Source organism: Blastococcus sp. SYSU DS1021, from assembly GCF_054050995.1.
Genome location: NZ_JBJHAL010000009.1, coordinates 26,051 through 46,734 on the forward strand (window position 1 = coordinate 26,051; position 20,684 = coordinate 46,734).

Consider the following 20,684-nt stretch of genomic DNA (forward strand, 5'->3'; position numbering starts at 1 on the left):
CCCGCCCTGCGCCGGACTGGTGACTGCTCCGCCGGCACCGCTCCCGGGACGCAGGGTGGCGACGCGCCCGGTGACGCGTCGTCGGCCGGGCGCGACCGTTCCGCCCGCCGTCCGCTCGGCCTAGCGTCTTGGGCGACCGACCAAGACGATCGCCCAACCCAGGGAGGCGCGATGGCCCCGTCCGCCCCGTCCGGCCCGTCCGCCCCGACCGCACCGAGCGCCGACGTCCGGTTGCGGCTCCTGCAGGCCGCGGCCGAGCTGATCCCCGAGCTCGGGTGGAACGCGGTGAGCACCCGCGTCGTGGCCCGGCGGGCCGGGGTGACGCCCGGCCTGGTCCACTACCACTTCGCCTCGGTGCAGGCGCTGCTGACGCAGGCGTCGCTGCGGGCGATGCGGCAGGTGCTGTCCTCGCTCGCTCCCGCCCTGTCGTCGGCCGGGCCGGGGGAGGACGGGCTGGCCGGGCTGCTCGCCGCGCTCGACGAGCACGACGGCGCGGACCCGACCTCCATGCTCTTCCTCGAGGCCTACCTGGCCGCGACCCGGGACGCCGACCTGCGGGCGGAGCTCGGCCGCGTCCTCGACGAGTTCCGCGGCGTGCTGACCTCCTGGCTCACGGCGCGGGGCACGGAAGCGCCCGCCGGGACGGCCGCCGTCCTCGCCGCGGCGGTCGACGGCGTGCTGCTGCACCGGGTGATGGACCCAAGGCTGACCTCGACCGCCGTCACGCCGGTGCTGCACCGGCTCCTGGACGGCCCGGGCCCCGGAAGGGCGGGCCAGCGATGAGGGCCGTCGTCTGCGGAGCCGGGATCTCCGGTCTCGCGCTCGCCGGACGCCTCGCCGACCACGGGTGGGACGTCACCCTCGCCGAGCGCGCGCCCGGCCCCCGGGAGCAGGGCTACATGATGGACTTCTTCGGCCCCGGCTACGACGCCGCCGAGGAGATGGGCATCCTGCCCCGGCTCCACGAGCTGAGCTACCGCGTCGACGAGCTCGCCTACGTCGACGCCTCCGGACGGCGCAGGGCCGGCCTCGACTACCAGCGCTTCGCCCGGGCCCTCGACGGGCGCCTGCTGAGCATCATGCGCCCTGATCTGGAGCGCGCGCTGCGGGAGCGGCTCGGGGACAGGGCCGACCTGCGCTTCGGCTGCTCCGTCGCGCGCATCGACGCCGGGACCGACGGCGTGGGCGTCGCCCTGACCGACGGCACCGAGCTCGATGCAGACCTGCTGGTCGGGGCCGACGGCGTCCACTCCGCGGTGCGGGAGACGGTCTTCGGCCCGGAGCCGCGGTTCCTGCGCTACCTGGGCTGCCACACCGCCGCCTACGTCTTCGACGCCCCGGAGGTCCGGGCGCAGGTGGGCAACCGGTTCGCCATGACCGACTCGGTGGACCGCGCGATGGGGTTCTACGTCCTGCGCGACGGGCGCGTCGCCGCCTTCGCCGTGCACCGGGATCCCGAGCCCCGGCTGCCGTCGGACACCCGCGCCGAACTGCGCAGCCGCTGCGCCTCGCTCGGGTGGGTCGTCCCCCGGGCGCTCGACCACTGTCCGCCGTCCGCCGAGCTCTACTACGACCAGGTGGCCCAGGTCGAGGTGCCGGAGTGGCACCGTGGCCGCGTCGTCCTGCTCGGTGACGCCTGCCAGGCGGTCTCGCTGCTCGCCGGTCAGGGCGCCTCGCTGGCAATGGCCGGCGCGCACGTCCTCGCCGGGCAGCTGGCGGGCGGTGGCGCGGTCGAGGACGCCCTGGCCCGGTACCAGCGGATCTGGCAACCGGTCGTCCGGGTCAGGCAGGAGGCCGGGCGGCGAAGCGCGAAGTGGTTCCTCCCGTCGTCGACGACGCGGCGGCTGCTGCGCCGGGCGGCCCTGGGGCTGTCGGTCCTGCCGGGCTGGGACAGGGTCGTGCCGCGGCTCGCGGGGTAGCCCGGCCCCGATACCTGCCGTCAGGACGGACGACGGCGGCCGTCGCGCTCGGCGAGCAGGCGCCGGGGCGCACGCGCCCGCCACGCGTCCTGCACCAGTTCGGTGAGCTCCCCGACATCGATCCGGTCGAGCCGTACGAGCACCACGGCGTACCCGTCGAAGTGCGGGGTGGTGAGGAAGACGTCGGGCGCTCCGGCGAGCAGCGCGGCCTTCTCGCCCTCGTCGGGCACGCGCACCCCCAGGAGCGGTTCGTCCTCGTGCGGGGCTGCGGCGCCGAGCGCCGCGCGTTCGGCCTCCCGCAACGGCCGCGCCCACGCGAAGCCCTTGCCGTGCACCCGCCACGAGGGGTGCCCGCCGTACGAGGGGTGCTCATCGGTGCCCGGTAGCGACGCGACCAGGCGCCGGACGTCCTCCCAGGTGGCCACACCGCAGTGTGGTCCCGGCGAGGCGCTGGTGGAAGGGTGCCTGCGGTGGTGCGGGGCCCCGCATCGCGACGATGGACCGTGGAGAGAGGGATGACCGTGCCGACCGACCCCTTCGCCGCCTTCCGGGCGGCCGTCGAGAACCGCGACGTCGATGCCGCGGTGCGGCTGTTCACCGACGACTGCGTCTTCCTGTCGCCGATCGTCCACGAGCCCTACCGCGGCACCGGACCGCTGCGCGCGATCCTCACCGGCGTCATGTCGGTCTTCGAGGACTTCCGCTACACCGCCTCCTACGCGGGCGACGACGGGCACGTCCTCGCTTTCGACACCAGGGTCGGCGGCCGCGTCCTCCAGGGCGTGGACATCCTGCGCGGCCGCGACGGCGTGCTCACCGAGCTGACCGTGATGGTCCGGCCCTACTCGGCCGCGACCGCGCTCCGCGAGCGGATGGCCGCCCTGCTCGCCTGAGCGTGGCGGGCCGCACCGGGCGCCCCCGTAGGGTGCGACACCGCGCGCCTGGACACCAGCCGCGAGCAGCCGGTGCAGGTGAGGAGGAGGACGCCGTGACGATCGGGCCGGACCGTGAGGCCGCTCGCGACGAGGACCGGCCGCCGGTCACGATCTTCGGCCCGGACTTCCCGTTCGCGTTCGACGACTGGATCACGCACCCGGTCGGCATCGGCGAGATCCCACCCGAGCGGCACGGCGAGGAGGTCGCCATCGTCGGTGCGGGGATCTCCGGTCTGGTCGCCGCCTACGAGCTCATGAAGCTCGGGCTCAAGCCGGTCCTCTACGAGTCGTCGCAGATGGGCGGCCGGCTGCGGTCGGCGCGGTTCGAGGGCGCCCCCGCGGAGATCGTCGCCGAGCTGGGCGGCATGCGGTTCCCCGTGTCGTCGACCGCCTTCTACCGCTACGTCGACCTGCTCGGCCTGGAGACCAGGCCGTTCCCCAACCCGCTGACGTCGGCGTCGGGCAGCACGGTCATCGACATCGAAGGCGAGACGCACTACGCCGAGTCGTCCGAGGCGCTGCCGCCGCTGTTCCGGGAGGTCGCGGCGGCGTGGGCCGACGCTCTCGGGACCGTGGGGTTCGACGAGATCCAGGACGCGATCCGGGCGCGCGACGTCACGAAGCTGAAGTCGCTCTGGGACGAGCTCGTGCCGCTGTGGGACGACCGCACCTTCTACGACTTCATCGCGAGCTCCGAGGCGTTCTCCCGGCTCTCTTTCCACCACCGGGAGGTCTTCGGCCAGGTGGGGTTCGGCACCGGCGGGTGGGACTCCGACTTCCCGAACTCGATGCTCGAGATCTTCCGCGTCGTGATGACGAACTGCGACGACGACCAGCGCTTCGTCGTGGGTGGCGTGGAGCAGGTGCCGTGGGGGCTGTGGAACCACGCGCCGTCCCAGCTCGCCCACTGGCCGGCCGGGACGACGCTGGCGAAGCTGCACTCCGGCGGGCCGCGCGCCGGCGTCGCCGCGATCGCCCGGGACGCGGACGGGCGCTTCGCCGTCACGGACGCCTGGGGCCACGTCCGCCGCTACCCCGCGGTGCTCGTCACCTGCCAGAGCTGGCTGCTGACGACGCAGATCGACTGCGACGAGAGCCTCTTCTCCCAGAAGATGTGGACGGCGCTGGACCGCACCCGGTACATGCAGTCGTCGAAGACCTTCGTGATGGTCGACCGGCCCTTCTGGAAGGACAAGGACCCGAGGACCGGCCGCGACGTCATGAGCATGACGCTCACCGACCGGCTGACCCGCGGCACCTACCTGTTCGACCACGGCGACGACCAGCCCGGCGTCATCTGCCTGACGTACTCGTGGATGAGCGACGCGCTGAAGATGCTGCCCTACCCGGTGGACCAGCGGGTGCGCCTCGCGCTCGGCGCGCTGAGGAAGATCTACCCCGACGTCGACATCGCCCAGCACATCATCGGTGACCCCATCACCGTCTCGTGGGAGGCGGACGCGAACTTCCTCGGCGCCTTCAAGGGCGCCCTGCCCGGGCACTACCGGTACAACCAGCGGATGTACGCGCACTTCGTGCAGGACGACCTCCCGCCCGAGCAGCGAGGGATCTTCCTGGCGGGTGACGACGTGTCGTGGACGCCGGCCTGGGTCGAGGGCGCGGTGCAGACCTCCCTCAACGCGGTCTGGGGCATCATGCGGCACTTCGGCGGCGGCACCCACGAGCAGAACCCGGGCCCCGGCGACGTGTTCGCCGAGATCGGCCCCATCGCCCTGCCGGACTAGGTGTGCTGCCCGGGGACGTCAGTTCCGGTCAGGCGGTGCCACCGTCGTCCAGGCAGCTGGGCCAGCCGGAAGCCCCGCATGTCAGGGGGCTCTCCTCCGGAGACCCGTCTCCAGGCTGATCTCCGCGAGACGCTCGTGCACGACGGCGAGTCCGTACGCCACGCTTCCCGTGAGCGTCACGAGCGCCATCAGGATCATCGCTGGGCCCGGATCACCCTGGTGGGCGAGCAGCACCTGGGTCGGACCCTGCAGCGCGGCGGTCGTGCATCCCACCCACGTGAGCACCCAGGCGGTGCGGGGTCGGAGAGCTCCTCGCCTCACGAGCGGAACCACCCACCCGACCAGCGCGAGCAGTCCGGTCACGGCGAGGACGGTCCGCTGGGACAGGGCATCCATGCCTCGGGGACCGCTCGCCCCGGGGCCGAACAGACCCCAGCAGGTCATGGCCATACCGAAGGGCACCATGCTCAGGGCACCGACGGCGATGGCCCAGCCTCGCGGACGAGGCGGGGGGTAGCTGAGAACGCGCCCCCACCGACCGAGGGTGTAACACCAGGCGAGGACTGCGATGCCGATGGCGAGCAGGCCGAATCCGCCGTACGTCAGCGCGAACACCCACGGGCTCAGATGGTCCATCCCGTCGGTGTGCAGCTCGCCCGTCCCCACCAGCTGGAGCGCACCGCCCAGGGGGAGCCCGACGAGGATCGGAGCCAGCAGGCCGGTCGCTCCGCCCGCGAGCGCCACCACGATCCACCCGGGGACGCGCCGCCCCCACGGACGGACCAGCGCGATCGCCAAACCGACGGCCATCAGCTCGAGCAGGATGGTGACGACGTTGCCGACGACCACGCGGGTGCTGTGGAGCTCTGCTGCCCCGGCGGAGCTCTCCACTCCGACCGTGCTGCCGGTGAGCCACAGGATCTTCAGCGCCGTGTACGGCGCGACCGCGGCCACGACCAGGCACAGAGCGATGCGCTGAGCACGGGGATGCATGTCCGGCCTCCGGCTACCTGCCGCGGCGCTCGACCACGGCGTGGACGTGATCGGACGACCAGGCAGGCGCGGTCGTCCGATCTGACCGGCTGGATCACCGCTGCGCGGCGAGCCAGTCGTCGAAGGTCGTGGGTGCGATGCGCGCGCCGTCCGCGGGGAGGAGCACCTCGCCGGCCATCTCGGGGCCGAACACCGTCGACCAGCTGGGGCGGAGCTTCACCTGACGGCCCAGCGCGTCGTTGGTGCGGCGAACCATGTCGACCAGGTCCTGTGGTTCCGGTCCGGCGACGTCGACGTAACGTCCCTTCGGCTCACCGACCGCCAGCTCCACGAGGATGCTCGCCACGTCGTCGGGTGCCACGGGCTGCAGCAGGAGCGGTGCCACGGTGGCGTCCCCGTCCTTCTCCGTCCAGCCGGCGACCATGGCCGGGAAGTCGTGGAACTGGGTCGCCGGCACGATCGTCCACGGCACGGGACCTTCCTCCACGAGGCGCTCCTGGAGTCGCTTGCCTGCGTAGTGGGCGTTCCCCTGGACGCGGTGCAGGCCGGCGATCGAGAGCAGCACGTGGTGTCGCACACCGGCGCGATCCTCGGCCGCCAGGAGATTGCGGGTGGCCGAGCCGAAGTAGGTGAGCGCTTCGTCCACCTCGGTGGCTGCCGAGTTGGTGACGTCCACGACGGCCTGCACCCCGGTCAGGGCCTCGTCGAGACCCTCGCCGGTGAGCAGGTCGACCCCGGACGACCGACTGACGCGGACGGCCTCGTGGCCGGCGTCCTCCAGCACCCTCACGACCCTGGCGCCGATGCTGCCCGTGGCGCCGGCAACCGCGACCCGCATGATTCCTCCCTCGTTCTCCGGGCTCGGCGGGACCTTATCTCGGAGGAAACATCTCCGCAATGTCCTGTTACGCTCCCCCCGTGAGGCTGCCGGCGAGCACGGAATGGCTCCTGCACTGCGCGACGACGCTCGCGCAGCTCGAGCGGGGCGCCTCCGCGACGGCCGCGCAACTGGCCGAGTACTACGACCTCCCGCCGGCCTCGCTGGCCAAGCAGCTCCAGTCGCTGGTCAAGGCGGGCGTCCTGCGCGCGAGCACCGGCCCCCGGGGTGGGTTCGAGCTGGCGAGACCGGCGGAGCAGATCACCTTGCTCGACGTCGTCGAGGCCGTCGACGGAGCGGTCTCCCCGTACGTCTGCCGGGAGATCCGACGGCGCGGGACCGGGGCTCTGCCCCCCGAGGAGTGTGCCCGCGCCTGCGTCCTCGCGGTGAAGATGGCCGAGGCCCACTCCGCGTGGCGGGAGAGCCTCGCGTCCTGCAGCCTCGCCGACATCATCGCCTCGCTGCCGGCCTCCGCGCCGGCGCGGACCCGACACCGCATGCGGCGCGGTTCCTGACCCGGCCCGTGGTCGGTTGTGGCGGCGGCCGACGCTGCCGACCCGGACATCGTGCGCGTGCGCGCGGACGGGTGGGTGACCGCTGCCCCCTGGGGCGCAGGAGGTCGTCGCCGACGTCGGGAGCGCTCAGCCCGGATCGACGGGCCCCCGGGTTCGGGTGGCGAGCCGGTGGGCCACCGATTCGATCCGTTCCCGGCCCTCCAGCCGGGCGAGCAGGTGCTCCGGCATCGCCCGGGCGCCGGCGAAGGCGCCGGCGATCGATCCGGCCATCGCCGCGATGGTGTCGGTGTCCCCACCCATCCGCACGGCGAAGGTGACGGCAGCCACCGGGTCCTCGAGCCGGGGGAGTGCGGCGCACAGAGCGGCCCCCACCGCCTCGTGGGCCGTGATGCCGTTCCCGGTCATCGCCGCCGCCTGCTCGGGCCCGGTCGCCCGGGCAGCCGATGCGGCCGCGGCCACGGCGCCTTCCAGCTCAGCGGTCGCGAGGTGCCGGCGGCACGCCGCCAGCACCTCGTCGACCGGCGGTGGCGCTCCCCGGGGAGCGGCGAGCAGGTGGTGGACCGTCACCGCGATCGCGACGGCACCGTCCCGCCCGACGGGATGGGCGTGGGTGATCTCTGCGCTCCGCCTCGCCACCTCCGCCACCCGCGCCGGTCCGCCGCTCAGCGTGCCCACCGGCGCGGCCCGCATCGCGCCGCCGTTGCCCAGCGAGCCGGAGCCGTCGAACGACTCCCGGGCCACCGGGCGCCAGTCCCGACCGGCCAGCGCGGCGGCGAAGATCCGCGGGGGGTTGCCCCCGTATCCGCGCCACGGTTCCCGATCCCAGGTCCGGGCGAAGGCCAGCGCCAGGGCGTCCTGGTCGAGGTCGTCCGGACCGAGATCCGCGAGGTGATCGGCGAGCGTCACCTGCAGGGCCGTGTCGTCGGTCCAGCGCAGCAGCCCGTCGGAGGTGAGCGACCGGTGGAGTTCGTCGGCCGGCACCCGGGCTGAGCCTTCGAACCGGGCACCGACGGCGTCCCCGACGGCGCCCCCGAGCAGCAGGCCGAGGACCCGGTCCTCCCAGGGCGCCGGCGCGGCGCCCGGCTGCGGGCGTGACCGAGCTGCCATTCCTCGGCCTCCGTGTGCTGACGCCGGGGCTGACCTCCTGCTCAGGCGTCGATGACGATCGGGATGATCAGCGGGCTGCGCCGGTAGCTCCGGTCCGCCCACCGGCCGACGGCCCGCGCGATCAGCTGTTCCAGCTGCACGGCTCCGCCGACCCCCTCCTCGGCCGCCTTGGCCAGCGCCTTCTCGATCAGGGGCACGACCTCGTCGAACGTCGTCTCGTCGTGCACGAAGCCGCGGGCCAGGAAGTCCGGCTCCTCGGCCAGCGCGCCGGTGTCGGCGTCCACGATGGCCACGACGGTGATGACGCCCTCCTGGGCCAGCGTGCGCCGGTCGCGCAGGTGGGCCTCCGTGGCGCCTCCGACGGTGGCGCCGTCGACGTAGACGTTGCCGGCGGGCACCTTCCCGGTGATGCGCACCTTGCCGTCGAGCAGGTCGACGGCGACGCCGTCCTCGGCGATGACCACGCCCCGCGGGTGGACCCCGGTCCGCACCGCGATGTCGCCGTTGGCCTTGAGGTGCCGCCACTCGCCGTGCACCGGCATGACGTTGCGCGGCCGCACGAGGTTGTAGACGTAGGAGAGCTCGCCCGCGCTGGCGTGCCCGGAGACGTGCACCTTGGCGTTGCCCTTGTGCACGACGTTGGCGCCCCACCGGGTGAGCTCGTTGATGACGCGGTAGACGGCGTTCTCGTTGCCGGGGATGAGCGAGCTGGCCAGCAGCACCGTGTCGCCCTCGGTGATCCGGATGACGTGGTCGCGGTTGGCCATGCGGGACAGCGCCGCCATCGGCTCGCCCTGCGACCCGGTGCAGACCAGGCACACCTTCTCCGGGGGGAGCTTCTCGAGCTCCTTCATGTCGACCAGCAGGCCGGGCGGCACGGTGAGGTAGCCGAGGTCCTTGGCGATGCCCATGTTGCGGACCATGGAGCGGCCGACGAAGGCGACCTTGCGGCCGTGGGCGTGGGCGGCGTCCAGGACCTGCTGGATGCGGTGCACGTGGCTGGCGAAGCTGGAGACGATCACCCGCCGGGGCGCGGTCCGGAACACCGTCTCCATCGCCGGGGTGAGCTCGGCCTCGGACGTCGTGAAGCCCGGCACGTCGGCGTTGGTGGAGTCGGTGAGGAAGAGGTCCACGCCCTCCTCGCCGAGCCGGGCGAACGCGCGCAGGTCGGTGATCCGCCGGTCGAGCGGGAACTGGTCCATCTTGAAGTCACCGGTGTGCAGGACCAGGCCGGCGCCGGTGCGGACCGCCACGGCGAGGCTGTCCGGGATGGAGTGGTTGACGGCGACGAACTCGCAGTCGAAGGGCCCGAACGAGGCCCGGTCCCCCTCGCGCACCTGGCGGGTGACCGGCCGGACCCGGTGCTCCTTCAGCTTGGCCTCGATGAACGCCAGGGTGAGGCGGGAGCCGACCAGGGGGATGTCGGGACGTTCGCGCAGCAGGTAGGGGACACCGCCGATGTGGTCCTCGTGACCGTGGGTCAGCACGATCGCCTCCACCTCGTCGAGGCGGTCCCGGATGGCGGTGAAGTCGGGGAGGATCACGTCGACCCCGGGCTGGTGCTCCTCGGGGAACAGCACTCCGCAGTCGACGATCAGCAGCCGGCCGGCGTGCTCCAGCACGGTCATGTTGCGACCGATCTCCCCGAGACCGCCCAGGGCCACGACCCGCAGGCCGCCTTCGGGCAGCGGAGGGGGGAGGCGGAGCTCAGGGTGCGCGCGACTCATGCCCTCACGCTACGGGCGACCCCGGTCGTCGTGCGTGCCGCGTCCCCGTCGACCGGTCCGGGGTCGTCTCCCCGCACGCGCGGGCAGGGCCGGAGGGGTGGTCGGCGCGACAGCTCCCGGTCACGAGCCCGCGTCGTTCCCGGCGGGTGGCACCGTGGCCCCGGCCCAGTCCGGGCGGCGCAGCGGAAGCCGGTTCTCCCCGCCCGGTTTCACCGCCAGCACCTGGTTCACCCCGACGCGGTGCCGTTCGAAGGCCAGGGCCGAGCCCGCGAGGTACAGCCGCCACACCCGGGCCCGGCCGGGGGAGGCGAGCCGGACGGCCTCGTCCCAGTGGTCCTCGAGGTTGCGCACCCAGGCCCGGCAGGTGAGCGCGTAGTGCCGGCGCAGCGCCTCGACGTCGCACACCTCGAAGCCGGCTTCCTCCAGCACCTGGACGTGCGTGGCCAGCGGCTGGAGCTCCCCGTCGGGGAAGACGTACCGCGTGAGGAACGAGCCCGGGTCGGGGCGGTCGGGGCCGGCCGCGGGGCCGCGCGCGATCGCGTGGTTGAGCAGCCGGCCGCCGGGGCGCAGCAGCTCGTGCAGCCCGGACGCGTACGACGGCAGCTGGGCGCGGCCCACGTGCTCGGCCATCCCGACCGAGGCGATCGCGTCGAACGGCCCGTCGGCGACCTCGCGGTAGTCCTGCAGCCGGACCTCGACGCGGTCGGCGAGCCCGGCGTCGGCGACCCGCCGGCGGGCAAGGTCGGCCTGGGCCTCGGAGATCGTCACGGCGACCACCGAGACGCCGTAGCGGGACGCCGCGTGCAGGGCGAGCGAGCCCCAGCCGCAGCCGACGTCGAGCAGCCGCATGCCCGGCTCGAGCCCGAGCTTGCGGCAGACCAGGTCGAGCTTCGCCTCCTGCGCCTCCTCCAGCGTCGCACCGGGGTCAGGGAAGTAGGCGCAGCTGTAGACCAGCGAAGGCCCCAGCAGCAGGCGGTAGAAGTCGTTGCCGACGTCGTAGTGGTGGCTGATCGCCTTCCGGTCCCGCGACAGCGAGTGACGGATGCCGCGCACGCGGGACTCTTCTGCCGGCGGCGCGGGCGGCGGTCCCAGCACCCCGAGCCGGAGCAGCGGGCCGGCCAGCCGGGCCAGCGCCCGCCGGTCCAGGCGCAGCTCCGGCCGGGCGGGCAGGTCGTCGGGAAAGCTCAGCACGGCGTAGAGGTCGCCCTCGACGTCGAGGTCGCCGCTGACGTAGGCCCGGGCGAGCCCGAGCTCGCCCGGCGCGTGGACGAGGCGGCGCAGGGCACGTCGGTGGCGCACGACCAGCGTGGGTGCTCCGTCGACGACGGTCTCGGAGCCGTCCCAGCAGCGCACCGACAGGGGCAGCGGGGCCCCCAGGAGGAGGGTTCCCAGCTCCTCGACCAGCTGACTCGCGCCTCGTCGTGCCATGCCCCGACCCTGGCAGAAGGACCACCGGCACCGCGAGCGTTCTCACCCGCCCGCGCCACCGGTTCTCCGGGCGTCGTGTCGAACGGGTAACGGAGGCTGGGCCCGGTCCGCTCCAGGGGTGCAGGCTGGTGGGTGGCCGGCAGCCGGTCCGAGCGGCGTCGGCACACCGGCCGAGGGGAAGGAGGAGGCATGCGCAGCCACCAGGGAACGCGGCCCGGGAGGAGAGCGGTCGTCCCCGGGACCGTGCTGACCCTCGCCCTGGCGGTGGGGGGCTTGACCGGCTGCGGGAACGAGGCGCCGGAGCCGTCGACCGACCCGGGAGCCGCGGAGGAGCTGGAGGAGCTGCGGGACGACATCACCGCCCTCCGCGAGCGCGTCAGGGCGCTGGAGGAGCGGTCGCGCCCGTCGTCGGAGCCGACTCCGCCACCGTCCGACGACGGCGGCGCGGACTCCGGCGACGGCGCGACGCCCGGAACGGAGGCGCCACCGCGGCCGGTCGAGGACCCCGCCGGCGTGTTCCAGGATCCGGCAGCCCTGATCGGCCGGGACGTCACCGTGGTGGCCGAGGTCTCCGACATCGTCGCGGTCAGCGAGGTGGGGGCGGCCTTCCGGCTCGCCGACGGGGCGGGCAACACCGTCGGCGTGATCACGGCCACCCCGCCGGGCGACCTGGAGGTGGGAGACGTCCAGCGGGTGACCGGCACGGTCGGCCGGGTCTCCCGAGACCGCTTCGAGGCCGTCTTCGGCATCGCCGCCGACGTGCTGGTCGACGACCCCGAGGCCTTCTTCACCGACCTCGGGGGCGAGATCGCCATCGCGGCGCGGGACGTCGAGGCCGTGCCGCAGCCCGCCGGCTGAAACGCCCGGCGCCCGCCGGCGAGATCAGCGAGCGCCCGGCGCCGGCTGCCGGGGGAGGGCGGCCGGTGGGGGAGCCGGGGGTGCGACCGGGTGCTCGCGCAGGTAGCCGAGGACCCGGTAGGCGACGGCCACCAGCGGAACGGCCAGCAGCGCACCGGGCAGCCCCCACAGCATCGTGCCCGCGGTCACCGCGACGAGGATCACGGCGGGGTGCAGCCGGAGCGTCCGCCCGACGATGATCGGTTGCAGGATGTTCCCCTCGACCTGCTGCACCACAAGGACGGCGATCAGCACGATCACGGCGTCGGCGAAGCCGTTGGTCACGAGGGTGACGAGCACCGCCACGGCCCCGCTCACCGTTGCCCCGAACAGCGGGACGAAGGCGCCGATGAAGGTCAGCAGGGTCAGGGACGCCCACAGCGGGACGCCCAGGACCAGCAGCGCGGCACCGATGCCCACCGCGTCGATGAGCGCCACGATGATGATCCCGCGCACGTACTGCGACAGCACCGTCCACGCCGAACGCCCCGCGCCGTCGATCTGGGCGCGCCGCCGGTCGGGGGCGAGCCGCAGCGCCCAGGCCCACATCGATGCGCCGTCCTTGAGCAGGAAGAACGTCAGGAAGAGCACCAGGAGGACGGCGGCCAGGCCGTAGAGCGCCATGCTGGCCGCGGCCGTCGGTTCGGGCGCGAACTGGTAGATGCGGTCCACCACGGCGTTGCGGGCCTCGGTGACCTGCTGGGGATCCAGGCCCAGCGGCCCTTCGATCAGCCAGACCCGGATGCGGTCGATCCCCGCGGCCAGCGGCCGGGTGAGGTTCCGCAGCTGGTCGGCGGCACGGAACCCGATGAGGAAGCCGACGCCGACCAGGACGCCCAGCAGGAACAGGACCGACAGCAGCGCGGCGAGCGCACGGGGGAGTCCCCGGCAGAGCCACCGGGCGATCGGTTCCACGATGGCGGTCAGCAGCAGTGCGACGGCGATGGCCACCGTCAGGAGCGGCAGCCGCAGCAGGAACCAGAACAGCAGCCAGCCGATCCCGGCCAGCGCGAGCAGGGCAGCGCTGATGACGAGGGTCCGCACCGCCCACGCCGGTGCGGTGGGCAGCGCGGCGGGGACGTGACCGCTGCCCGCCCGCGCGTCGGCCGGGACCGCGGGCGCGTCGGGAGGGTTCCTCGGCATCTCGCCCGACCCTCGTCTCGACCACCGTCTCACCGAAGCCATCCCGTCCGCACCGTGCGTCCTCCGATCCATGGGTGCCCGTCCCGCGGTTCTCGCCCCGGCACCGGGCGCCGGGCACGTGCGCATCTTCGGCCACCAGGGCGCTGGCGGCCGGTCGAGCGGGCTGATCAGCCGTCCTGGCTGCTGGTGCCGCACGTCGACGCGGCCCGCGGGGACGGCCGCCGAGCCCTCCTCCTCGGACCACCCCCGCCGGCTCTGTTGCGATCGCCTTGCAGCTCTGTGTCAGACGGGGCGACGCCCGTGCCGGCCGGCACCCGGGAGGGCAATCCGACGACGCGCCACCCGATGCAGTCGCCGCCCGTACCGCCGGAGGAAGCCATGTCCCAGCCCGTCCTGTCGCGCCCCGTCGGGTCCCCACCCTCCACCAGGAGCATCGCCGCCATCGACGGGGACCTGCACTGCTGCCGCGGCATCCGGCGGGACGCGGAACGCGAACTCGCCGAGGTGCGGCGGCGTCAGGAGGAGCTCGCCGATCTGGAGGCCACGTTGCTGGTCACGATCGACAGCCGGTCACGGATGGTCGACCACCTCCTCGACGAGCGTCTGCGGGCGGTCGCCGTCGCGGCGGGGCGCGGGTAGCTCCCGCGCCTGACGGTGTCGATCCGTTGACGGTCCCCGGGGGCGCGGTTCAGCCGCAGCGTTCCCGGACACCCCGTCGGCGACCGACGTGCGGATCGAGAGGAGCGTTGCGTGCCTGCCGGACGTGCGGTGGACGGGGTGGCCCCGGCCGGGGTGCGATCGGGGGAGCGCGGCCGTCGGGCCGCGAGCGCCGCCACGGAGGCGAGCCCCCGGCGGGTGCTCGAGGCGCTGGTCGGCGTTCCGTTCACCGAGGGCAACCGGGTCGACGTCCTGAAGGACGGCGACGAGACGTTCCCGGCGCTGCTGGCGGCCGTCGCCGCGGCGCGGCGGACCGTCGACCTCCTGTGGTTCTCCTGGCGCGGCGGTGAGATCTCCCACCAGATGGCCGGGGCGCTCGCCGACCGGGCCCGGGACGGCGTCCGGGTGCGGATCATGCTCGACGGTTACGGGGCCAAGCAGATCGACCGGGCCGACCTCCGGGTGCTGCGGGAGGCCGGGTGCACCGTCTTCTTCTACCGGCCGCTCCACACCGCGCGCATCAGCGTCTTCAACCTGCGCACGCACCGGCGGGTGCTGCTCTGCGACGAGACGGTGGCGTTCACCGGCGGCACCGGGGTGGACACGACGTGGACCGGGGACGGTCGGCACCCGGGGAGCTGGCGGGACACCGCCGTCCGCGTCGAGGGCCCCGCGGTCGCCGGTCTGCGGTCGGCGTTCCTCCAGACGTGGATGCAGGCCCAGGTCCGGCTCCCCGGGGGACTGGTGTCCGACGACGACCGGTTCCCCGAGCTCGCCGCGGCGGGCGGCACGGCGGTCCAGGTCATCCGGCCGCCGTCCCAGCCGGGCTGGAGCGAGGCCGCCGTGGCCGTCGCCGCGCTGCTGCGGTCGGCGCGCCGGCGCGTCCGTGTCACCACCCCCTACATCCGGCTGCCGCGCTGGCTCCGCGAGCTGGTGGTCGCCACCGCCGAGCGGGGCGTCCAGGTGCAGGTGCTGGTCGCCGGACCCCGCGTCGAGCGGTCGTCGGTACACCTCCAGGGGGAGCTGGACTTCCAGCCGCTGCTCGATGCCGGGGTCGAGATCTGGCGGTACCAGCCGTCGCTGCTGCACGCGAAGGTCGTCACGGTCGACGGCGCGGTCGCGATGCTGGGCACGGCGAACCTCGACACCCGGTCCCTCGCGCTGAACGAGCAGGTGTGCCTGGTGGCCGACGATCCGTCGGTGGCCGCCCTGCTGGATGCGCACTTCGACGAGGACGTGGGCCGCAGCGAGCGCGTCGACCCGGTGCAGTGGCGCGCGCGGAGCCTGCGGAGGCGGGCCCTGGAGGTGGCGTCCGACGTCGTCGGCCGGCCGCTGCGCGGCTGGGGAGCGATCGGGCTCGCCGGCCGCCGGCCCTGATCCGCTGCGGGACGTGCCGATGGCGCGGGGCAGTGCGGACTCAGCCCTCCCCGCGCCGGAGGTCGAAGAAGACCACCTGCGGGGGCGCGTTGATCCGCACCGGTACGACGCTGAAGCAGAGCCCGCACGTGACGAAGAGGCGGTTGCCCTCCGCCCCGTAGCCCTGCCTTCCCCACGCGTCGGCCACGATCTTCTCCTCCGCGGTCACCTCCAACCAGGACCAGTGGTCGGAGAAGGGCAGGGCGATCTGGCCGCAGTGGGTGTGCCCGGCCACGGCCAGCGGAGCGGAGCCCGCCGGCAGCTCGGGAAAGCTCAGCGGGTTGGGCATCAGCACCAGCCGCGCCGCATCCTCCGGAACCCCGGCCAGGGCCGCCTCGGCATCGGCGAGACCGGGTCGCACCGGGCCGATGCCCACCAGGTACAGCGGCTCGGCGCCGTCGGGCCCGGGGATCGTCAGCGCCTCGTTCTGCAGCACCGGGATGCCGGCGTCCTCCAGGGCGCGGGTCATCTCGTCGGCTCCGCCGGCGTGGTAGTCGTGGTTGCCGAGGACCGCGTAGGTCGGGATCCCGGCGTCCACGAGCGGGGCGAGGATCTCCATGACCGCGTCCACCTTCGGCCCCGGAGGGCTGTCCTCGCCGTAGATGAAGGCTCCGCCGAGCAGGACGACGTCCGGCTGCTCCTCGACGATCCGGTCGACGGCGCGCTCCACCATGCCGACGTTGGCCAGCCACATGCCGATCTGCAGGTCGGCGACGAGCGCCGCCTCGGTGCCGGTCCACTCGTGGCCGAGCCGCGGGAGCGCCACGTCCTCGCGTTCGGTGTCGAGGATCAGCCGCGGCTCGACGAACGTGCCGTACGCGAGGACGGGTGAGGAGCAGACCGGTCACCGCGAGCGCCGTCCAGGTCAGCCACCGTTTCACCTGGCGTCCCCTCCTCGTTCTCGCGGCCTCCCGGCTCCGTGGACCGTGCCGGCCGATGGGGGCGGGACGCGCCGGCGCCGGGACTACCCGCCCCTGTCCCGGCGATACCGGGCGTCACGGGACCGCAACGACCCCGGGCTGAGGGTTCGTGACGGTTCGGCGTCGATCTCGGCCACGGCGGTGTCCGGTGACGGCAACCGGGACATCGGGCGGGGGTGGTGGACGACGCGGCGCGCGCAGCAGGAGCCCCGGGTGGCACCCGGCCGTCGAGCCGCGGCGGCGCCGCAGCGGCCGGCCTGGCCGCGGTCGCCGTCGCGCTCGGCGTGGAGGAACTGGCCGCGGGGGCGATCCCCCGGGCGCCCTCGCTGATCATCGCGGTGGGCGACACGGTCATCGACAGCGTGCCCGGGTGGCTGGAGCAGTGGGCCATCGCCACCCTCGGCACGGCGGACAAGCCGGTGCTGATCGGGGGCATCCTGGTCGTGTCCGCACTCCTCGGGGCCGGCCTGGGGCTGCTCGCCCGGCGGCGGTTCGCCCTGGCCGCCGGCGGCATCGCCCTGTTCGCGGCCCTGGGCGTCGTGGTCGCACTGACCGACGACCGCACCCCGGGGCTCCTCAGCGCGCTCGTCGGCGCGATCGGCGCCGCCGCCGGCGTCGCCGTGCTCTACGTGCTGCTGCGGGCGCTGCCCAGCCGGGCACTGCTCGCGGAGCCGAGAGCCGGCGCAGACGGCGCACCGGTCCTCAGCTCGCTCGACCGCCGTCGCTTCCTGGCCGTCACCGGCGGCGCCACCCTGCTCGGCGTCCTCGCCGGCGTCGGCGGCTACCTGCTGTCCGGGCGCGAGCGCCTCGACAGCCTGCGCGCCGCCATCCGGCTCCCCGTGCCGGCGCGGCCGGCCGGGCCGGTTCCCGCCGAGGCGGACCTGGAGATCCCGGGGCTCACCCCGCTCTTCACCCCGAACGCGGAGTTCTACCGGATCGACACGGCGCTGCGCGTGCCCACCGTCGACCCCGACGACTGGCGGCTGGAGATCCGCGGGATGGTCGACCGGCCGTTCAGCCTGACCTACGCCGAGCTGATGGCGCTCCCGCAGATCGAGGCCGACGTGACGCTGGTCTGCGTCTCCAACGAGGTGGGCGGGGACCTCGTCGGCAACGCCCGCTGGCAGGGCGTTCCGCTCCGGGCGCTGCTGGACCGGGCCGGTCTGCAGCAGGGGGCCACCCAGCTCGTCGGCCGCTCCGTCGACGGCTTCACCGCGGGCTTCCCGGTGCTCACCGCCCTCGACGTCGAGGAGGCCATGGTCGCCGTCGCCATGAACGGCGAGCCGCTGCCCGCCGAGCACGGCTTCCCCGCCCGGCTCGTGGTGCCCGGCCTCTACGGCTACGTGTCGGCGACCAAGTGGCTCTCGGCCATCGAGCTCACCGACTGGGGCGTCGACGGCTACTGGATCCCCCGCGGCTGGGCCAAGGAGGGGCCGGTCAAGACGCAGGCGCGCATCGACGTGCCACGCTCCGGTGCCGCGGTCGAGCCCGGGCGGCGGCCGATCGCCGGTGTCGCCTGGGCACCGACCCGTGGGATCGAGCGGGTCGAGGTCCGGATCGACGACGGGCCCTGGCAGCAGGCCGAGCTCGCCGAGTCGCTCGACGTCGACTGCTGGCGGCAGTGGTACCTGCCGTGGGACGCGACGCCCGGCCGGCACCGCATCGCCGCCCGGGCGACCGACGGAGGCGGTGAAGTGCAGACCGACCAGCGGACCCCGGTCGCGCCGGACGGTGCCGCCGGCTACCCGGTGATCGAGGTGGCCGTCGACGGCTGAGCCGCCGCGTCCTGGCGACCGGCGACCCGCTGGGCCCACCGGGACACCTGGTCGACCACGACGTCGGGGTTGGTCAGGGGGAGCATGTGGCCGGCGCCGGGGACCGTGACGAGCTCGCCGTCGGGCAGCTCGGACAGCAGTTCGTCGATCTCATCCTGGGGGACCTCGGGGTCCCGACTGCCGTGCACCAGGAGCGTGGGCACCCGCAGGGACGGCGCCAGCTCCACGCCGTTGTGCGAGAGGCTGGCCAGGGTGGTGCCGGCCAGCGCGAGCGGCCGGGTGCTCAGGAAGTCGTCACGGACCCGCTCGACGAGCTCGACCGGCTCGCCCGGGGCGAAGGCGAAGCGCCGGATGGCCCGGTCGGACACGGTGCGCACCGGCCGGATCCGCCGGCCCAGCCGCGCGCCGGTGCGCAGCAGCGAGAACCAGGTCGACCGCAGCTGTGCCTGTGCCCGCCGGGGGAGGCGCCGCGCCGGGAACCCGGGAGCGGTCACGCCCGAGCCACCCGAGCCGACGAACACCACCCCGCCGATGCGTTCGTCACCGGAGCGGTCCACGTGGGAAAGCAGGATGCCGCCACCGAGGCTGTGCGCCACGACCACCGCGGCGCCCCCCTCGGGCACGACGGCGCCGAGCACCGCGGAGAGGTCCTGGGCGTGCGCGGCGAGGCCGTAGCTTCCCGAGCGCGCGTCCCCGCTCTGCGCGTGCCCGCGCAGGTCGTACCCGACGACGCGGTAGCGCGCGGCGAGCCGCTCGGGCACCTCCCCCCAGGAGTCGGTCGACATCCCCAACCCGTGCACGAGGACCAGGAGGGGGGCGTCCTCGGCTCCCCAGGAGTGGAGGGCCAGGCGGGTGCCGTCGAAGGAGGTCACGTCGGTCATGCGGCAGGAGTACCCCGGGACCGCCAGGGGCGGTGTGTCGATGTGATGACGATCCGGTCGTGCACAACCGGCTTTGGCGTCGCCGGACGCCTGCGGGGCCGAGCCACGTCGGCGGGTGCGGGGAGGGCCCGCGGTGGATGCCCGGCGTGGTGGACGGCTCTACCCCGGACCGGAGCGCGACAGGGTCAAGCCGCCTCGCGGTTCCGTGACGGCGACCGAGCGGCCCGCCGGCTCACCGGCCACCCGGGACCGGGGGTAGCGCACCTCGTCCGCCACCCCGCGCAGGAGCAGGCGGCAGCACACCAGCACCCACACGGTGCCGAGGACCAGCCCGGCGAGCACGTCGGTCGGGTAGTGCGCCGCGGTGTAGATGCGGGCCAGCGCGACCGCCGGGGCCACCAGGACGGGCACGGCGAGCGCCGCCCAGCGCCACCGGCCGCGGCCGAAGGTGATGACGAGCGCGGCAAGTGCCCCGTAGAGCGCCACCGCGGCGGCCACGTGGCCCGACGGCCAGCTCGCCTGGGTCACCAGACCCGACGTCAGGTCGGCCACCGGCGGCCGGGCGCGTTCCACGGTGCGCGAGACGACGAAGTAGATGCCGAGCTCCCCGAGCACGGTGACGAGGACGAAGAGCACCGGCCGCCGGCTGCCGGTGATCGCGAGCGACACGACGGCGAGGGTGAGGGACACCGCGATGAACGCGGGTGTCCCCGCCAGCCGCTCGACCGTGGTGGCGACGTCGGTCCAGGTGGGGGTGCGCAGCTCGACGACGGTGCGGACGACCTCCCGGTCGAACCGGCCGAGGGGGCTGTCGCCGAGCACCGCGGTGACCAGCAGCCCCAGCGCGATCAGCACCAGGGAGAGCGCGGTGGCAGCGCCCATCAGCCGGAGCGCCGTGCGACGACCGTCCGGTAGCGCGGACTGGCCGGAGGTGGCCAGGTGCGGCACCTCGTGGGGGTCGACGTCCAGGGGGTCCGGCGCCGCCGCCGTCCGCCGGCGGTGGTCGTGCTGCCAGCCGCGGAAGGCCGCCGTCGTGACCGCCAGCAGCCCCGCCCCCAGGAACCACCCGGCGAGGACGTCGGTGACGAAGTGGACACCGAGGGCCAGCCGGGTGAAGCCCACGGCGAGGGTCAGCAGCAACGCCGCGGCCACGACCCACGGCCGCGCGCGGCGGCGCACCGCGGGCAGGACGAGCAGCGCCAGCATCCCGAAGGTCACCAGCGAGAGCGTCGCGTGGCCGCTGGGGTAGCTGGCGTTGGAGGGCAGCTCGTTGACCGGGCTCGCCACGACCGGCCGCGCGCGGCCGATGAGCGCCTTGGTCAGCGGTACCAGGATCGCCATCCCGACGCCGGTGGTCACGACGAAAGCGGCCAGCCGGCGCTGACCCCGGATCAGCAGGAAGGCGGTGGTCAGCGTGAACAGCAGGATCACCGCCGCGTTGCTGCCGAGGTCGGTGACCGCCTGGAGCACCCGGACCAGCGCGGGGGAGTCGCTCACCACCGCGTTGAGGTCGGCGGCCACCTCGCCGTCCAGCGAGGCCAGCGGCGACCACTCCTGCTGCACCAGCAGCAGGAGCAGCAGGAACGGCACGGCGCCGACCAGCAGCGCGGCCCACCCCAGCAGGGCGCGGACGCCGAACCGGCCGACCCCGTCGGCGGCCTCGGCGCGCGGGCGGGAGGGGCGGTGCTGCTCGGCGTCCCGGTCCATGGCAGGGATCGCTACCCGGCGTTCCCCACGGGGCAACGGGGG

19 protein-coding genes are annotated in these 20,684 nt (G+C 74.3%); 9 read left to right on the forward strand and 10 right to left on the reverse strand.

What is annotated here, in order from left to right:
- The first annotated feature begins 171 nt into the window (after nucleotides 1–171).
- Complete coding sequence (locus ACI8AP_RS08650) at nucleotides 172–783, forward strand: TetR/AcrR family transcriptional regulator (RefSeq protein WP_456588932.1); 612 nt, start codon at nucleotides 172–174, stop codon at nucleotides 781–783.
- On the forward strand, nucleotides 780–1,919 hold the full coding sequence (locus ACI8AP_RS08655; RefSeq protein WP_456588933.1) for an FAD-dependent monooxygenase: 1,140 nt from the start codon (nucleotides 780–782) through the stop codon (nucleotides 1,917–1,919). Before ACI8AP_RS08650 ends, ACI8AP_RS08655 begins: the two co-directional genes overlap by 4 nt.
- A gap of 20 nt (nucleotides 1,920–1,939) precedes the next feature.
- On the opposite strand, the gene ACI8AP_RS08660 is transcribed toward ACI8AP_RS08655, so the two are convergent.
- Entirely contained in the window at nucleotides 1,940–2,344 is a 405-nt protein-coding gene (locus ACI8AP_RS08660) for an MmcQ/YjbR family DNA-binding protein (protein WP_456588934.1), read from the reverse strand.
- A gap of 90 nt (nucleotides 2,345–2,434) precedes the next feature.
- Here ACI8AP_RS08660 and ACI8AP_RS08665 point away from each other — a divergent pair, with 90 nt between their 5' ends.
- Both ACI8AP_RS08665 and ACI8AP_RS08670 read left to right on the forward strand, forming a co-directional pair.
- Complete coding sequence (locus ACI8AP_RS08665; RefSeq protein ID WP_456588935.1) at nucleotides 2,435–2,812, forward strand: nuclear transport factor 2 family protein; 378 nt, start codon at nucleotides 2,435–2,437, stop codon at nucleotides 2,810–2,812.
- Nucleotides 2,813–2,907: 95 nt separating this feature from the next.
- A complete protein-coding gene (locus tag ACI8AP_RS08670; protein WP_456588936.1) occupies nucleotides 2,908–4,599 on the forward strand; it encodes a flavin monoamine oxidase family protein in 1,692 nt (563 codons plus the stop codon).
- Between the two features lie 81 nt (nucleotides 4,600–4,680).
- On the opposite strand, the gene ACI8AP_RS08675 is transcribed toward ACI8AP_RS08670, so the two are convergent.
- Entirely contained in the window at nucleotides 4,681–5,592 is a 912-nt protein-coding gene (locus tag ACI8AP_RS08675; RefSeq protein WP_456588937.1) for a hypothetical protein, read from the reverse strand.
- 94 nt (nucleotides 5,593–5,686) lie between these two features.
- Nucleotides 5,687–6,430: an SDR family oxidoreductase gene (locus ACI8AP_RS08680; RefSeq protein WP_456588938.1), complete on the reverse strand. Its 744-nt coding sequence runs from the start codon at nucleotides 6,428–6,430 to the stop codon at nucleotides 5,687–5,689.
- Between the two features lie 80 nt (nucleotides 6,431–6,510).
- Between ACI8AP_RS08680 and ACI8AP_RS08685 the strand changes: the two genes are divergently transcribed.
- On the forward strand, nucleotides 6,511–6,984 hold the full coding sequence (locus ACI8AP_RS08685; RefSeq protein ID WP_456588939.1) for an RrF2 family transcriptional regulator: 474 nt from the start codon (nucleotides 6,511–6,513) through the stop codon (nucleotides 6,982–6,984).
- A gap of 126 nt (nucleotides 6,985–7,110) precedes the next feature.
- On the opposite strand, the gene ACI8AP_RS08690 is transcribed toward ACI8AP_RS08685, so the two are convergent.
- From ACI8AP_RS08690 to ACI8AP_RS08700, 3 genes are all read right to left on the reverse strand, one after another.
- Complete coding sequence (locus ACI8AP_RS08690; RefSeq protein ID WP_456588940.1) at nucleotides 7,111–8,091, reverse strand: ADP-ribosylglycohydrolase family protein; 981 nt, start codon at nucleotides 8,089–8,091, stop codon at nucleotides 7,111–7,113.
- A 41-nt stretch (nucleotides 8,092–8,132) separates the two neighbouring features.
- Entirely contained in the window at nucleotides 8,133–9,818 is a 1,686-nt protein-coding gene (locus tag ACI8AP_RS08695; RefSeq protein WP_456588941.1) for a ribonuclease J, read from the reverse strand.
- Nucleotides 9,819–9,938: 120 nt separating this feature from the next.
- On the reverse strand, nucleotides 9,939–11,246 hold the full coding sequence (locus tag ACI8AP_RS08700; protein ID WP_456588942.1) for a class I SAM-dependent methyltransferase: 1,308 nt from the start codon (nucleotides 11,244–11,246) through the stop codon (nucleotides 9,939–9,941).
- Nucleotides 11,247–11,435: 189 nt separating this feature from the next.
- Between ACI8AP_RS08700 and ACI8AP_RS08705 the strand changes: the two genes are divergently transcribed.
- On the forward strand, nucleotides 11,436–12,104 hold the full coding sequence (locus ACI8AP_RS08705) for a hypothetical protein (RefSeq protein WP_456588943.1): 669 nt from the start codon (nucleotides 11,436–11,438) through the stop codon (nucleotides 12,102–12,104).
- Nucleotides 12,105–12,128: 24 nt separating this feature from the next.
- Here ACI8AP_RS08705 and ACI8AP_RS08710 read toward each other — a convergent pair whose 3' ends face one another.
- The gene (locus ACI8AP_RS08710) at nucleotides 12,129–13,286 is read right to left on the reverse strand and encodes an AI-2E family transporter (RefSeq protein ID WP_456588944.1); all 1,158 of its coding nucleotides are present in this window, start codon (nucleotides 13,284–13,286) and stop codon (nucleotides 12,129–12,131) included.
- A gap of 378 nt (nucleotides 13,287–13,664) precedes the next feature.
- On the opposite strand from ACI8AP_RS08710, the gene ACI8AP_RS08715 reads away from it, so the two are divergent.
- Entirely contained in the window at nucleotides 13,665–13,925 is a 261-nt protein-coding gene (locus tag ACI8AP_RS08715; RefSeq protein WP_456588945.1) for a hypothetical protein, read from the forward strand.
- A 111-nt stretch (nucleotides 13,926–14,036) separates the two neighbouring features.
- Entirely contained in the window at nucleotides 14,037–15,320 is a 1,284-nt protein-coding gene (locus tag ACI8AP_RS08720) for a phospholipase D-like domain-containing protein (RefSeq protein WP_456588946.1), read from the forward strand.
- 40 nt (nucleotides 15,321–15,360) lie between these two features.
- On the opposite strand, the gene ACI8AP_RS08725 is transcribed toward ACI8AP_RS08720, so the two are convergent.
- Nucleotides 15,361–16,125, reverse strand: a complete 765-nt coding sequence (locus ACI8AP_RS08725; RefSeq protein ID WP_456588947.1) for a metallophosphoesterase — start codon at nucleotides 16,123–16,125, stop codon at nucleotides 15,361–15,363.
- A 333-nt stretch (nucleotides 16,126–16,458) separates the two neighbouring features.
- On the opposite strand from ACI8AP_RS08725, the gene ACI8AP_RS08730 reads away from it, so the two are divergent.
- A complete protein-coding gene (locus tag ACI8AP_RS08730) occupies nucleotides 16,459–18,054 on the forward strand; it encodes a sulfite oxidase (protein ID WP_456588948.1) in 1,596 nt (531 codons plus the stop codon).
- On the opposite strand, the gene ACI8AP_RS08735 is transcribed toward ACI8AP_RS08730, so the two are convergent.
- Nucleotides 18,021–18,935, reverse strand: a complete 915-nt coding sequence (locus ACI8AP_RS08735; RefSeq protein WP_456588949.1) for an alpha/beta fold hydrolase — start codon at nucleotides 18,933–18,935, stop codon at nucleotides 18,021–18,023. The genes ACI8AP_RS08730 and ACI8AP_RS08735 overlap by 34 nt on opposite strands.
- A gap of 159 nt (nucleotides 18,936–19,094) precedes the next feature.
- Nucleotides 19,095–20,642, reverse strand: a complete 1,548-nt coding sequence (locus ACI8AP_RS08740; RefSeq protein ID WP_456588950.1) for a phosphatase PAP2 family protein — start codon at nucleotides 20,640–20,642, stop codon at nucleotides 19,095–19,097.
- Between the last annotated feature and the right edge of the window lie 42 nt (nucleotides 20,643–20,684).